The 13,654-nt window shown below is 73.0% G+C and carries 10 protein-coding genes and 1 pseudogene; 6 read left to right on the forward strand and 5 right to left on the reverse strand.

The genetic code is table 11. The annotated features are described in order from the left end of the window. From GA0115233_RS32855 to rfbC, 5 genes are all read left to right on the forward strand, one after another. On the forward strand, window positions 1-571 hold a 571-nt coding region (locus GA0115233_RS32855; protein WP_141689602.1), incomplete at its 5' end, for a VWA domain-containing protein. A 32-nt stretch (window positions 572-603) separates the two neighbouring features. Further along, window positions 604-1,704 (forward strand): XdhC family protein, encoded by a 1,101-nt coding sequence (locus tag GA0115233_RS32860; protein WP_176712029.1) that lies wholly within the window; start codon window positions 604-606, stop codon window positions 1,702-1,704. A gap of 28 nt (window positions 1,705-1,732) precedes the next feature. After that, a complete protein-coding gene (locus GA0115233_RS32865; protein ID WP_093723982.1) occupies window positions 1,733-2,389 on the forward strand; it encodes an SRPBCC family protein in 657 nt (218 codons plus the stop codon). 74 nt (window positions 2,390-2,463) lie between these two features. After that, window positions 2,464-4,389 carry a glycosyltransferase family 2 protein gene (locus GA0115233_RS32870; protein WP_093723983.1) on the forward strand — a complete coding sequence of 642 codons (1,926 nt, stop codon included), beginning with the start codon at window positions 2,464-2,466 and terminating at the stop codon, window positions 4,387-4,389. A gap of 5 nt (window positions 4,390-4,394) precedes the next feature. Further along, on the forward strand, window positions 4,395-4,991 hold the full coding sequence (rfbC, locus tag GA0115233_RS32875) for a dTDP-4-dehydrorhamnose 3,5-epimerase (RefSeq protein WP_093724003.1): 597 nt from the start codon (window positions 4,395-4,397) through the stop codon (window positions 4,989-4,991). 46 nt (window positions 4,992-5,037) lie between these two features. Here the strand turns inward: rfbC and GA0115233_RS32880 are convergent, their stop codons facing one another. The 5 genes and pseudogenes from GA0115233_RS32880 to GA0115233_RS32900 form a co-directional block, all read right to left on the reverse strand. Beyond that, window positions 5,038-5,835 carry a methyltransferase type 11 gene (locus GA0115233_RS32880; RefSeq protein ID WP_093723984.1) on the reverse strand — a complete coding sequence of 266 codons (798 nt, stop codon included), beginning with the start codon at window positions 5,833-5,835 and terminating at the stop codon, window positions 5,038-5,040. Next, the gene (rfbD, locus tag GA0115233_RS32885; protein WP_093723985.1) at window positions 5,832-6,707 is read right to left on the reverse strand and encodes a dTDP-4-dehydrorhamnose reductase; all 876 of its coding nucleotides are present in this window, start codon (window positions 6,705-6,707) and stop codon (window positions 5,832-5,834) included. The genes GA0115233_RS32880 and rfbD overlap by 4 nt, the downstream gene beginning before the upstream one ends. Further along, window positions 6,704-7,684: a dTDP-glucose 4,6-dehydratase gene (gene rfbB, locus GA0115233_RS32890; RefSeq protein ID WP_093723986.1), complete on the reverse strand. Its 981-nt coding sequence runs from the start codon at window positions 7,682-7,684 to the stop codon at window positions 6,704-6,706. Before rfbB ends, rfbD begins: the two co-directional genes overlap by 4 nt. After that, entirely contained in the window at window positions 7,681-8,748 is a 1,068-nt protein-coding gene (locus tag GA0115233_RS32895) for a glucose-1-phosphate thymidylyltransferase (protein ID WP_093723987.1), read from the reverse strand. The genes rfbB and GA0115233_RS32895 overlap by 4 nt, the downstream gene beginning before the upstream one ends. A gap of 97 nt (window positions 8,749-8,845) precedes the next feature. Next, a pseudogene (locus tag GA0115233_RS32900) lies at window positions 8,846-11,273 on the reverse strand (SpoIIE family protein phosphatase); the annotation flags it as partial. Window positions 11,274-11,506: 233 nt separating this feature from the next. Here GA0115233_RS32900 and GA0115233_RS32905 point away from each other — a divergent pair. Further along, window positions 11,507-13,654, forward strand: a complete 2,148-nt coding sequence (locus GA0115233_RS32905) for a SpoIIE family protein phosphatase (RefSeq protein WP_093724004.1) — start codon at window positions 11,507-11,509, stop codon at window positions 13,652-13,654.

Genomic DNA, 13,654 nt, shown 5'->3' on the forward strand with positions numbered 1-13,654 from the left:
GCCCGCCCGGCCGCTCCGGCACACGCGCACCGAGCGGCCCCGGCGGGTGGTGCTGCTGGTCGACGTCAGCGGCTCGATGGCACCGTACGCGGACGCGCTGCTGCGCTTCGCGCACGCCGCCGTGCGCGGGGGCCGGACGGAGGTGTTCACCATCGGGACCCGGCTGACCAGAGTCACCCGGGAGCTGTCCCACCGGGATCCCGACCTGGCGATGGCAGCGGTCGCCGAGGCGGTACCGGACTGGCGCGGCGGCACCCGGCTGGGCGAGCTGCTGCGGGCGTTCCTGGACCGCTGGGGGCAGCGCGGCACGGCGCGCGGTGCGATCGTGGTGGTGCTGTCCGACGGCTGGGAGCGCGGCGACCCGGAGACCCTCGCCACGGCCATGCGCCGCCTCCACCGCCTGGCACACCGGGTCGTCTGGGCCAACCCCCTCAAGGCCCGCCCCGGCTACGCCCCGCTCGCGGCCGGCATGGCGGCGGCGCTGCCCAGCGTCGACACCTTCGTCGAGGGCCACAGCCTGGCGGCACTGGAACGCCTGGCGGCGGTGGTGAGAGGAGCGGAAGATGCGTGACCGTTCTCCCGGTGCGGTGGGAGGAGCCCGCGATGCGTGACCTCCTCCCGGCACTGAAGCGCTGGTACGCGGCCGGTGTCCCCTTCGGGCTGGCCACCGTCGTCGCGACGAGCCGCAGCGCGCCCCGCGGACCGGGCGCGGCCATGGCCGTCGGGCCCGACGACGAGGTGGTCGGGAGTGTGTCGGGCGGGTGCGTCGAGGGCGCCGTGTTCGAGCTGGCGCAGGAGGTCGTGGCCGACGGGGAGCCCCGGCTGGAGACCTTCGGGTACAGCGACGAGGACGCCTTCGCCGTGGGGCTCACCTGCGGCGGGGAGATCACCCTCCTCGTACGGCCGGTGACCGCCGACCTCGACCCCTCCTTCGGTGCCCTCGCCGACTCCGTCGCCGCCGGGGAGCCGGTCACCGTCGCCACCGTGACCGACGGGCCCGCGCCGCGCGGGGCGAGCCTCGCGGTGTGGCCCGACCGGGTGCTCGGCAGCCTCGGCACGGAGGGCCTGGACGCCGCGGTCGCCGCCGACGCACGGGGTGAACTCGCCCTCGGTGCCACGGGGCTGCGCCACTACGGGCCGCACGGCGAGCGCCGTGAGGACGCGGTCGCCGTCTTCCTGCACTCCTTCGCCCCGCCGCCGCGCATGCTGGTCTTCGGCGCCATCGACTACGCCGCCGCGGTCGCCCGGATCGGGGACTTCCTCGGCTACCGGGTCACGGTGTGCGACGCCCGCCCGGTGTTCGCCACGCCCAAGCGGTTCCCGGAGGGCGTGGAGGTCGTCGTGGACTGGCCGCACCGGTATCTCCAAAGCACCGGGACCGACGGGCGCACCGTCATCTGCGTCCTCACCCACGACCCCAAGTTCGACGTGCCGCTGCTTCAGGAGGCGCTGCGCCGGCCGGCCGCGTACATCGGGGCGATGGGCAGCCGCCGTACCCACGACGACCGGATGCGGCGGCTGGAGGAGGCCGGGCTGACCCCGGCCGAACTGTCCCGGCTGCGCTCGCCCGTCGGCCTCGACCTGGGCGCCCGTACGCCCGAGGAGGTCGCCGTGTCGGTGGCCGCGGAGATCGTCGCCCTGCGCTGGGGCGGCACGGGCGCCCCGCTGACCGTGACCGCGGGGGCGATCCACACCTCGCCCTGACAAACGCCACCGCTCCGAGGAGGAAGTGATGGAACTTCAGCACGAGTTCACCGTGCCCGTCCCCGTCGACGACGCCTGGCGGGCGCTCCTCGACATCGAGCGGATCGCACCCTGTCTGCCGGGGGCGAGCGTGACCGACTACGACGGCAAGACCGTTACCGGTTCGGTCCGGGTCAAGGTCGGTCCGGTCACCCTGACGTACCGGGGCACCGCCGTCTTCGAGGAGCGGGACGACACCGAGCACCGCATGGTGCTGATCGCCAGCGGCCGGGAGACCCGCGGCCAGGGCACCGCGCGGGCCACCGTCACCGGCACGCTCACCCCGCGTGAGAGGGAGACAGCGGTCACCGTGCGCACCGATCTCGCGGTGACGGGGCGCCCCGCACAGTTCGGGCGCGGCCTGCTGTCGGAGGTGGGCGGACGTCTGGTCACCCAGTTCGCGGACTGTCTCGCGGAGCGCCTGACCGAACCGGAACAGGAGCAGGAGCAGGAGGGGCAGGGGCAGGGGCAGGGGCAGGGGCAGCAGGAGCGGAAGCAGGCACCGGAGCCCGAACCCGCCGCGCCCATCGACCTCACCCGAACGGCTGCACTTCCCGTCGCCCGTCGCGTGGGACCTCCGCTGGTCGCGGCCGCCCTGGTGCTGTTCGCCTGGCGTTGGCGGCGGGCGGTGCGGCAGCGCCGGTAGGGACACAGCGCGTTAGCATCGACCCCAACGCACCCAAGCAAGGCAAGCGACGACCCGAGGGGACTTCGAGCGCGATGCCGGTCAAGGTCAGCGTCATCGTTCCCGTCTACAACCCGGGGACGTACATCGAGGACTGCGTCTCCTCACTGCTGCGGCAGTCCCTGCCCCCCGACGAGTACGAAGTGATCTTCGTCGACGACGGCTCCACCGACGACACCCCGGCCCGCCTCGACGCGCTGGCCGCCGAGGACCCCAGGGTGACGGTGGTGCACCAGGAGAACTCGGGCTGGTCGGGCAAGCCGCGCAACGTCGGTATCGCCGCCTCGCGCGGCGAGTACGTGATGTTCGTGGACAACGACGACTACCTCGGCGACGAGGCCCTTGAGCGGATGTACGACTACGGCGTGGCCCACGACGCCGACGTCGTGGTCGGCAAGATGGCCGGCCAGGGCCGCGGCGTGCCGGTGGAGCTGTTCCGCGAGAACCGGCCGCGGGCCACCGTGGAGAACGCCCCGCTGATCGACAGCCTCACCCCGCACAAGATGGTCCGCCGCGCCTTCCTCGACCGCATCGGCCTGCGCTTCCCGGAGGGCAGACGGCGCCTGGAGGACCACGTCTTCATCACGGAGGCGTACCTGCGCGCGGACAACGTCGCGGTGCTCAGCGACTACGTCTGCTACTACCACGTCCGCCGGGACGACTCCTCCAACGCGGGCTTCCAGCGCTTCGACCCGGTCGGCTACTTCAAGAACCTGCGCGAGGCGCTGGACGTCGTCGAGGAGTACACCGAGCCGGGTCCGCTGCGGGACCGGCTGTTCCGCCGCTGGCTGCGGGTCGAGATGGTCGAACGGATGCGCGGCAAGCGGCTGCTGGCCCTGCCCGCCGACTACCGCAAGGAGCTGTTCCGGGAGATCCACTCGGTCGTCGTCGAACGGTTCGGGCCCGGCGTGGCGGCCGGTCTGGCGCCCACCCAGCAGGTGGTCGCCGCGCTGATCGCCGCCGACCGGTACGCCGATCTGGAGGCGTTCGCCGAGTGGGAGGCGGGCGTCGTACTCAAGGCCGTGCCCGAGGGCCTGGAGTGGCGGGACGGCTCGCTGCTGGTCTCCTTCGCCGCCGAGTACCACTCCGACGGCGAGCCGCTGACCTTCGCCCCCGGGGGCGGCGGTGATCCGCTGAGGTCCGCGCCGAAGGACGTCGCCGAGGCCGTCGCCTGGGTGGGCGCCGACACCGTCGCCCGGTTCGGGTCCGCCCGCGCGGATCTGCTGCTGCGTCAGCGCGACAGCGCCGCCCAGTACTTCCAGCCCGCCCAGTTCACCCGGGAGACCGTGCCGACCGACGACCCGGGCCGGTTCCGGCTGGTGCTGCGGGCGACGGCCACCGTCGACCCGGCGGGCGCGGCCGGGGGCACCGTCCTCGGCGGCGGGCTCTGGGACGCCGTGGTCCGGGTCCGGCTCGGCGGCTGGACCAAGGAGTGCCGGCTGGTTCCCGCAGCGCGCACCGAGCGCCCCACGGCGCCCGCCGGGCTCGTCGCCGGCCGGGTGGTGCTGCCGTACTGGACCGCGCGGCACACCTCGCTCGCGCTGGACGTCGACCGGGCGACCCGCTCCCTCGGACTCGGGCGCATCGCCCCGGCGGACGTCACCGTCACGCACGACCGGCTCGGCGCCCCGGTGCCGCTGCACGTGCCGCGCGACACGGCCGTACAGCTGCGGCTGACCGGGAAGGAGCGGGTCCTGGACGCGGACGCCACGCTGTCCCCGGCACCCGACGGTTCCGGCGCCCTGCTCACGGCCGCGCTGCCCGCCCTGCTGATGGGCGGGGCGACCTGGCGCGTCGCGCTCGCCCCGGTCCCGGACACCGCCGGGCCCCGGCTGCTGCCGCTGCCGTTCGCGCTGCGCTCGGGCGCGCACGGCGTGCGGGTACGGCGCCTTCCAGGCCCGGGGCTGCCGCGGCGGCTGGCGCGCAGGGCGAGGAGCCTGCTCGCGAAGGCACGGAGGTGACGGCGTTGCGCTCACTGGGGATCGACGGGGCCTGGGTACTGGAGCCCAAGCTGTTCCCGGACGACCGGGGCAGCTTCCACGAGTGGTACCGCAGCGAGGAGTTCCGCGAGGCCACCGGGTACGACCTCACGCTCGCGCAGGCCAACTGCTCGGTGTCCCGGCGGGGCGTGGTGCGCGGGGTGCACTTCTCCGATGTGCCGCCCGGCCAGGCCAAGTACGTCACCTGTGTGCGCGGCGCCGTCCTGGACGTGGTGGTCGATCTGCGCACCGGCTCCCCGGCGTTCGGCCAGTGGGAGGCGGTGCGGCTGGACGACGACACCCGGCACGCGGTCTTCCTGGCGGAGGGGCTGGGCCACGCCTTCATGGCGCTGACCGACGACGCCACCGTGGTCTACCTGTGCTCCACCGGCTACGCCCCGGACCGGGAGCACGGGGTGCACCCGCTCGACCCGGACCTGGCGCTGCCCTGGCCGGAGAGCGTGCCGCCGGTGCTCTCCCCCAAGGACGCCGAGGCGCCGCCGCTGGCCGAGGCGCTGCGCGCCGGGCTGCTGCCGTCGTACGAGGACTGCGCGGCCCGCTACCGGGAGTTGCGGGCCGGCTAGTTCACTCCCTGCTGGTTTACTCCCTGCTGGTTCACTCTTCGCTGGTTCACACGCCGAGCGATTCCAGCGCCTTGCGCAGGGGGTCCCAGCCGCGGGAGCGGCTCACGCCGAGGTTCCTGGCGCGGGTCAGCGGGCGCCAGAAGCCCGCGTCGAGCAGGGTCCCGGGCGGTACCGCGCCGGCGCGGTCCAGGATGCTCTCCGGCACCTTCTGCGGGTCGGGCAGGTCGTACTCGGCGACGATCTCGTCGTAGCGGTCGCGCAGCACGGTGTTCTTCGGGTCGGCGCCGAAGACGACGAGCTGGCCGGTGGGCTGGGTGTCGACCAGCACGGTGACCAGGTCGGGGCGGTAGCGGGCGAGGATCTCGACGAGTTTGTACACATCGCCGGTCCAGGCGCCGGTGTGCCGGTCGCGGGCCGCCTCGTCGACATTGCGCGGCAGCATGTCGTCGAAGACGATCACGCTGGCCCAGTCGGAGTGCTTCTCGACGTTGATGAAGTCGCGCAGCGCGTACTCGAACAGGTGCATGCCGTCGATGAACGACAGGTCCAGCGTGGTGCGCCGCCAGTAGCCGAGCGGGCTGCGGCCCCGGCGCAGGTTCCGCAGCGGGTGGCGGCCCCCCTTGAGGTGGATGAGGGGGTTGTCGCGGGCGAAGAAGTCGTCGCTGGTGGCCTTCACCAGGTGGACGTCGCAGCGGATCTCGGTGACCACCTTGAAGGCGGGGTCGATCGCGATGCTGGGCACGCGGGACAGCCGCAGGCTGCGCCCGTCGTTGACCCCGATCTCCAGGTAGTTGCGGTTGGCGCTGACCTTGTGCAGTTCCTTCAGGAACTCATGGCGTTTCACGAAGGGGACTCCTTGCGGATGCGGGGCACTGCTTCGTGCAGGGCGGTGCGCCAGTCGCGGGGCACGGGCAGGCCCAGTTCCTGCCAGCGGCCGTGCGCGAGGGCGCTGTACTCGGGTCGGGGTGCGGGGCGCGGGGTGGGTGGGGTGCCGGTGGGGCGGACCCGGTCGGGGTCGGCGCCGAGCAGCCGGAACACCTCCCGGGCCAGTTCGTACCAGGTGGTCTCGCCCGAACTGGTGGCGTGGAAGACGCCGTTGACGTCCGGGCCGATCAGCGGGCCGAGGTCGGCGATGCGGGCGGCGACGTCGACGGTCCAGGTGGGCTGGCCGGTCTGGTTGTCGACGACGTCGACGGTGGGGCGGCTCGCCTCGATGCCCATCATCGTGCGGACGAAGTTCTTGCCGTGGACGCCGTAGAGCCAGGCGGTGCGCACCACGGCCGAGGCGTCTGGGAGTTCCTCGCGCACGGCCAGCTCGCCGGCGAGCTTGGTGCGGCCGTAGGCGGTGCGCGGGGCGGGCGGGTGGTCCTCCGGGTAGGGGGTGGTGCGGCCCTTGCCGGAGAAGACGTAGTCGGTGGAGACGTGGACCAGGCGGGCGCCGTGGGCGGCGCAGGCGCGGGCGAGGAGGCGGGGGCCGTCGCCGTTGACGCGCAGGGCGGTCTCCTCGTGCGACTCGGCGTCGTCGACGGCGGCGTAGGCGGCGCAGTTGACGACGATGTCCGGGCGGTGTGCGGTGAACGCCCGCTGCACGGCGGCGGGTTCGCAGATGTCGAGGGCACTGTGGTCGAGGCCGGTCACCTCGGCCCCGCGGCCGCGGAGTTCGCCGACGACGTCCTGGCCGAGCATGCCGCCCGCGCCGGTGATCAGCCACCTCATCGGTGCTCCTCCTCCGTGCGCCGCTTGAGCGGCTCCCACCAGGAGCGGTTGTCCCGGTACCAGTCGACGGTCTCGGCGAGTCCGGTACGGAAGTCGTGCCGGGGGTGGTAGCCGAGTTCGGTGCGGGCCTTGCTCCAGTCGACGGAGTAGCGCAGGTCGTGTCCCTTGCGGTCCTCGACCTTGCGTACCCGGTCCCAGTCGGCGCCGCAGGCTTCGAGGAGCAGCCCGGTCAGTTCCCGGTTGCTCAGCTCGGTGCCGCCGCCGATGTTGTAGACCTCGCCGGGGCGGCCCTTGGTGCGGACGAGTTCGACGCCCTGGCAGTGGTCGTCGACGTGCAGCCAGTCGCGGACGTTGCGGCCCTCGCCGTAGAGCGGGACGGGTCTGCCGTCGAGGAGGTTGGTGACGAACAGCGGGATGACCTTCTCGGGGAACTGGCGCGGGCCGTAGTTGTTGGAGCAGCGGGTGACCCGCACGTCCAGGCCGTGGGTGCGGTGGTAGGCCAGGGCGAGCAGGTCGGAGGAGGCCTTGGAGGCGGAGTACGGCGAACTGGGCCGCAGCAGGAACTCCTCCGAGGAGGAGCCGGTCTCGACCGAGCCGTACACCTCGTCGGTGGAGATGTGCACGAACGTCGACACCCCGCCCCTGAGGGCGCCCTCCAGCAGGGTCTGGGTGCCGACGACATTGGTCAGGACGAAGTCGGCGGCGCCGGTGATGGAGCGGTCCACGTGGGACTCGGCGGCGAAGTGCACGACCTGGTCGGCCTGTTCGGTGAGCTTGCCCACGAGTTCGGCGTCGCGGATGTCGCCCTGCACGAACTCCAGACGGGGATGGTCGAGGGGCAGGTTGTCGAGGCTGCCGGCGTAGGTGAGCTTGTCCAGCACGGTGATGTCGGGCGCGTCGGGGGCGTCGGAGGCGAGCAGCTTGCGGACGTAGGCCGAGCCGATGAAGCCGGCGGCACCGGTGACGAGGAGGTTCATGGGTGGATCTGCACCTTGCTGTGGTCGCCGAGGACGAATCGGTGGGCGCTGGGGACGTGGTCGGCCGGGGTCACCTCGGCGTGCCGTCCGATCAGGGAGGACTCGATGCGTCCCACGCCGGCGATCGAGGAGTCCCGCAGCACGATGGAGAACTCCAGCTCGCTGTCGGTGATCCGGCAGTTCTCGGCGACGGAGGTGAAGGGTCCGATGTAGGAGTTGTCGACGACCGTGCCGGAGCCGATGACGGCGGGCCCGACGATGCGGGAGTTGACGATCCGGGCGCCCTCCTCGACCACCACCCGGCCGACGGTCTCGGACAGTTCGTCGACCTGGCCGTCGATCCGCCGGTCCAGTCCCTCCAGGACCGTCCGGTTGACCTCCAGCATGTCGTCGACGTTGCCGGTGTCCTTCCAGTAGCCCTCGATGACGGTGCACCGGACGTCGGCGCGGGCGTCGATGAGGTGCTGGATGGCGTGGGTGATCTCCAGTTCGCCGCGCCAGGACGGCTTGATCGCCCGTACCGCCTCGTGGATGGCGGGGGTGAAGAGGTAGACGCCCACCAGGGCGAGGTCGCTCTTGGGGTGCTCGGGTTTCTCCTCCAGGCCCACGACCTGGCCCGCGTCGTCGAGTTCGGCGACACCGAAGGCGCGCGGGTCGGCCACATGGGTGAGGAGGATCTGGGCGTCGGGGCGGTTGCGGGTGAACTCCCGCACCAGATCGCGGATGCCGCCCACGATGAAGTTGTCGCCCAGGTACATGACGAAGTCGTCGTCCCCGAGCCAGTCCCGCGCGATCAGCACCGCGTGCGCCAGGCCCAGGGGGCGTTCCTGCGGGATGTAGGTGATCTGCAGACCGAACTTGGAGCCGTCGCCCACCGCGTCCTGGATCTCCGCGGCGGTGTCCCCGACCACGAGGCCCACCTCGGTGATGCCCGCTTCGGCGATGGATTCCAGCCCGTAGAACAGCACAGCCTTGTTGGCGACCGGGACCAGCTGCTTGGCCGATGTGTGAGTGATCGGCCTCAGCCGCGTACCGGCTCCGCCGGACAGCACGAGAGCCTTCATTTGCCTCACCATAGTCGGATTTGTGCGGGAGGGGCGGTTCCGGGACGGAGCCTTCGGCGCGGCTCGGGCGAGTACCCCGCGTTCAGCGGTTCAGCTGGATTTCGCTCCAGACCTGCTTGCCGCCGCTGACCGGAACTGTGCCCCAGGTCGCCGACATGGCCTCGACCAGGAGGATGCCTCGGCCTCCGGTGGCCTCCCAGCCGATGCTCGTGGGTTTGACGGGGCTGCGCGGTGAGGTGTCGGCGACGGCGACCCGCAGGCGGCTGCTGACGAGGGTGAGGTAGAGGCGGACGGGGCCGTCGGTGTGCACGAGAGCGTTGGTGACCAGTTCGGAGACGACCAGGAGCACGGCGTCGATCTCGCCGTCCAGGCCCCAGGCGCGCAGGGTGCGCCGGGTGAAGCGGCGGGCGTGGCCGACGGCCTCGGGGACCCGCCAGACCGTCCAGCTCTCCCGGCGGGGGCGGGCCTCCATGCCGTCGTAGCGCATCAGCAGCAGGGCCACGTCGTCGCTGCGGCGGGCGTTGCCGAGCAGGGCGTCGGCGACCTGGCCGAGGTGGGCGGGGTCGGCGGCGGCCAGTTCGTGGGCGAAGCGCTCCATACCGGCGTCGATGTCGGCCTCGACGGACTCCACCAGGCCGTCCGTGGTGAGCGCGATCAGCGTGCCGGGCTGCAGACGCAGGGGGCTCATCGGGAACTCGGCCTGGGTCATCACACCGAGCGGGGGACCGCCTTCGGCCTCGGCGATGTCGGTTGCGCCGTCCGGGTGGCGCAGCACCGGGGGCAGGTGTCCGGCGCGGACGCACCAGGCGGTGCCCTCCTCCAGGTCGACGTCGACGTAGGCGCAGGTGGCGAACAGGTCGGTCTCCAGTTCCATCAGCAGGCGGTTGGCGTGGGAGACGACGACGTCGGGCGGGTGGCCCTCGGCGGCGTAGGCGCGCAGGGCGGTGCGCATCTGGCCCATCAGGGTGGCGGCGGCCGCGCTGTGGCCCTGGACGTCGCCGATGACGAGGGCGACATGGTTGTCGGGCAGGGGGATGACGTCGTACCAGTCGCCGCCCAGTTCCAGACCGGCGGTGCTGGGCAGGTAGCGGGCGACGGCCATGCCGCCGGGCAGCCGGGGCAGACGGCGGGGCAGGAGCTGGCGCTGGAGCATGCCGACCAGCTCGTGCTCGGCGTCGAAGGCGTGGGCGCGCATCAGGGCCTGTCCGGCGAGTCCGGCGGAGGCGGTGAGCAGGGCGCGTTCGTCGGGTCCGAAGTGGTGCGGGCTGTCCCAGCCGATCAGACAGGCCCCCGCCATCCGCCCGCCGGCCGGCAGCGGCAGTACGGCGAGGCCGCCGGGGCCGACGTCGGCCAGCGCGGGCTCCAGGGGGGGCGCCCGCGGGCCAGATCTGGGCGCGGCCCTCGCGCAGGGCGGCGGCGAGGGTCGGCATCGCCCGCACCGGGGCGTCGGGCCACTCGGTGCGCCACTCCGAGCGCCACAGCTCGGGCCAGGACTCCGGCTGGGGCGGGTCGAGGACGGTGACGACGAGCCGTTCGTTCTCCAGCTCGGCGAGCGCGATCCGGTCGGCGCGCAGCGGGGTGCGCAGGGCGGCGACGACGGCCTGGCTGACGTCGCGGACGGTGCCGGCGGTGGCGAGGGCGGCGGCCAGGCGCTGGACGCGGGCCACGTCGGTGACGTCGGAGCGCAGCTTGGAGGCGTCGGCGACGGTGCCGGAGAGCCGCGCGGGCTGTCCCTCCCCGCCGGGCACCAGCCGTCCGCGCAGTCTGAGCCATTTGGGCGGTCCGGCCGGCTGGAGCACCCGGAATTCCAGCTCGCGGTCGCCGATGGACATGTGGTCGGCCTCGACGACGCTCATCAGCGAGGGCAGGTCCTCCGGCACGGTCAGACCGAGCAGGGTCTCCACCTTGCCGTCGAACTCCTCCGGCACGATCCCGAACAGGTCCAGGATGTCGTCGCCGACCTCGACGCGGCCGGTGTCCATGGCCAGGCTGAAGGCGTTGGACGGCAGATCGCCGGGCTCGGCGCTCGGCACGGGTGCCGCATGGGCGACGGCGTGGGCGATCAGGACCAGGCAGGCGCGGTCGTCGGGGTCGAATCCGTCGGCGCACTCGCTGACGGCGACCAGGCAGCCGTCGGCGGTCTCGCCGCGCGCGGGCAGCACCGCCAGGTGGAAGGCGTCGGCGGAGGCCCGCCGGGACTGGGCGCGCTCGGCGAGGTCCTTCGGCCCGAGCCAGCGGGGGCGCCCGGAGTGGTGGGCGTCGGCCACCGGGGAGCCCCCGGAGGCGGCATAGCTGTCGCGCAGTCCGAACTGGGTGCGCGGGGAGCCGGTCCACTCCACCAGGCACAGCACCTCGCCGTCCTCGGCGAGCGTGTAGACGGCGGCGAAGGCGGCGCGGGCGTAGACGAGTGCCTGTTCGAGGACGCGGCGCAGCCGGTCGGGCGCGTCGGGGGCGGTGACCGTGGAAAGGGCATCTTCGGCACGGTGTCTTCTCGATCTGCGTCCCGCAGCGCCGTCGCCACCCACGTCGCCATTACAGCGCTAATGAGACACCCGCGCAGCCCCTGTGCGCGTCCGATGGAATCTTCGCGGAGGGCGGTGCTCGAAACCCGCCGAACAAGTGGTCACGCAAGTGTTCGGGACAGTCGTCCGGTGACAACGATGGCTCTGCCGGCCCGCCCCGGGAGCGCTCGCCGTGCGGTCCGGCCCGTCAGGGGGGAGATTTGTTCCGGGGACCCGTCGCCCGGCCGTGCGAGGAGGTGGTCGGCGTGTCCGACGGGCAGGACTCCGCCCAGGCGCCCGCGACGACGCGGACGCGGGTCGGCCGACCGCTGCTGTCGCTGGCGCTGGCCTCGATGATGGACGAGGTCCACGCGCACTCCGGCGCGGTCTATCTGCGGGCCGCCGAGGAGCCGGTGCTGGAGATGGCGGTGATGGCAGGGCTCCCCCGGGCCTTCGCGGCACCCTGGGAGCGGGTGGGGCTGAGCGCTCCGGTGCCGGTGGCGGACGCGGCGCGCGAACGGCGGCTGGTGTGGGTCAGCGGCGAGGAGGAGATGGCCCGCCTGTATCCGCGGATCTCGGTGGTGCTGCCGTACCCGTTCGCGCTGGCCGCGCTGCCGGTGGCGACGGACTCCACCGTCTACGGCGCGGTCTTCGTGACCTGGCCCGGTTCGCATCCGCCGGATCTGTCGGAGCGCGAGCGCACCCATCTGGCGGCGGCCTGCGACCGGCTCGCCACCCGGCTGGCGCGCGCCCTGGAGGACAGCGTGCCGCTGCTGCCCGAGCCGGATCTGCTCGCCGCGCCCTCCCTCGCGGGCGCGGCCGGCACGCTGGGCACGGTGGAGTCGGCGCGGATGGTGGCCCGGCTGCCGTACGGGCTGTGCTCGCTGGATCTGCACGGGCGGATCTGTTTCGCCAACGCGGCGGCGGCCGAGCTGATCGGGATTCCGGTGAGCCAGTTGCTGGGCACGCAGCTGTGGGCGTCGGTGCCCTGGCTGAACGATCCGGTGTACGAGGACCGCTACCGGGCGGCGCTGTTCAGCCAGCAGACCACCTCGTTCGTGGCGCTGCGTCCGCCCGCCGACTGGCTGTCGTTCCGGCTGTACCCGAGTACGACGGGGCTGAGTGTCCGGGTGACCCGGGCGCGGGCGGTCGCCGAGATGAACCGCAGGCACCGGCCGCCCGCCGACGCGCCGACGCGGCTGGTGACGATCTCGCAGTTGCTGAGCCTGGCGAGTTCGCTGACCGAGGCGGTCGGTGTGCAGGACGTGGTGCAGCTGGTCGCCGACGAGATCGCCCCGGCGGTCGGCAGCCAGGCGCTGGTGGTGCTGGGCTCCCGGGCGGGGCGGCTGCATGTGCTCGGGCACCACGGGTATCCGGACGCGTCGTTCGTGGAGCAGTTCGACGGACTGCCGATGACCGAGCGGACTCCGGGCACGCACGCCCTGACGACGGGGGTTCCGGCCTTCTTCGAGGACCGGCAGCAGTTGGAGCGGCTGTATCCGGTCCGCGAGGCCACGCCCGACGGGTTCGCGGCCTGGGCGTACCTGCCGCTGATCGCCTCGGGCCGCCCGGTGGGCACGGTCGTCCTCGCCTACACCGAGCCGCACACCTTCCCCGCCGACGAACGGTCGGTGCTGACGAGCATGGGCGGGCTGATCGCGCAGGCGCTGGAGCGGGCGATGCTCTACGACGCCAAGCACCATCTCGCGCACGGCCTGCAGGCGGCGCTGCTGCCGCACTCACTGCCGCCGCTGCCCGGGATCGAGGCGGCGGCGCGCTATCTGCCGGCGACTCAGGGCATGGACATCGGCGGCGACTTCTACGACCTGGTGCCCGTGCAGGGGCAGGCCGCGGCGGTGATCGGGGACGTGCAGGGCCACAATGTGACGGCGGCCGGTCTGATGGGGCAGATCCGTACGGCCGTACGGGCCTACACGACCGTCGGGCAGCCGCCCGAGGAGGTCATGCGCAGCACCAACCGGCTGCTGATCGACCTGGGCGCCGAGCTGTTCGCGAGCTGTCTGTACCTGCGGCTGGACCCGGAGCGCGGCCGGGCCGTGATGGCCCGTGCGGGGCATCCGCCGCCGCTGCTGCGACGGCCGGACGGAAAGGTACGGGTCCTCGATCTCGCCGGGGGGCCGCTGCTGGGCATCGACGGCTCCGCGGGCTACCAGACGACGGAGGTCGACCTGGCCCCCGGCTCCGTCCTCGCCCTCTACACCGACGGTCTGATCGAGTCCCCGGGCATCGACATCGAGGACGCCCTCGCCGAACTGGGCAACCTTCTGACGGCGGCGGGTGACGCGCCCCTGGACGCGCTGGCGGACCATCTGGTGGAGTCGGCCGCGCTGCCCCGAGGGCGGGCGGACGATGTGGCGGTGCTGTTGCTGCGGGCGGAGGACTGA

It is taken from the genome of Streptomyces sp. DI166 (assembly GCF_900091315.1).
In the GTDB taxonomy this organism is placed as follows: domain Bacteria; phylum Actinomycetota; class Actinomycetes; order Streptomycetales; family Streptomycetaceae; genus Streptomyces; species Streptomyces fuscus.

What these genes read in the sequence shown, in the direction of transcription:
- GA0115233_RS32860 (WP_176712029.1), top strand. Translation starts at nt 604, where the DNA reads ATGCGTGACCTCCTCCCGGCACTGAAGCGCTGGTACGCGGCCGGTGTC.
- GA0115233_RS32865 (WP_093723982.1), top strand. Translation starts at nt 1,733, where the DNA reads ATGGAACTTCAGCACGAGTTCACCGTGCCCGTCCCCGTCGACGACGCC.
- GA0115233_RS32870 (WP_093723983.1), top strand. Translation starts at nt 2,464, where the DNA reads ATGCCGGTCAAGGTCAGCGTCATCGTTCCCGTCTACAACCCGGGGACG.
- rfbD (WP_093723985.1), bottom strand. Translation starts at nt 6,707, where the DNA reads ATGAGGTGGCTGATCACCGGCGCGGGCGGCATGCTCGGCCAGGACGTC.
- rfbB (WP_093723986.1), bottom strand. Translation starts at nt 7,684, where the DNA reads ATGAACCTCCTCGTCACCGGTGCCGCCGGCTTCATCGGCTCGGCCTAC.
- GA0115233_RS32895 (WP_093723987.1), bottom strand. Translation starts at nt 8,748, where the DNA reads ATGAAGGCTCTCGTGCTGTCCGGCGGAGCCGGTACGCGGCTGAGGCCG.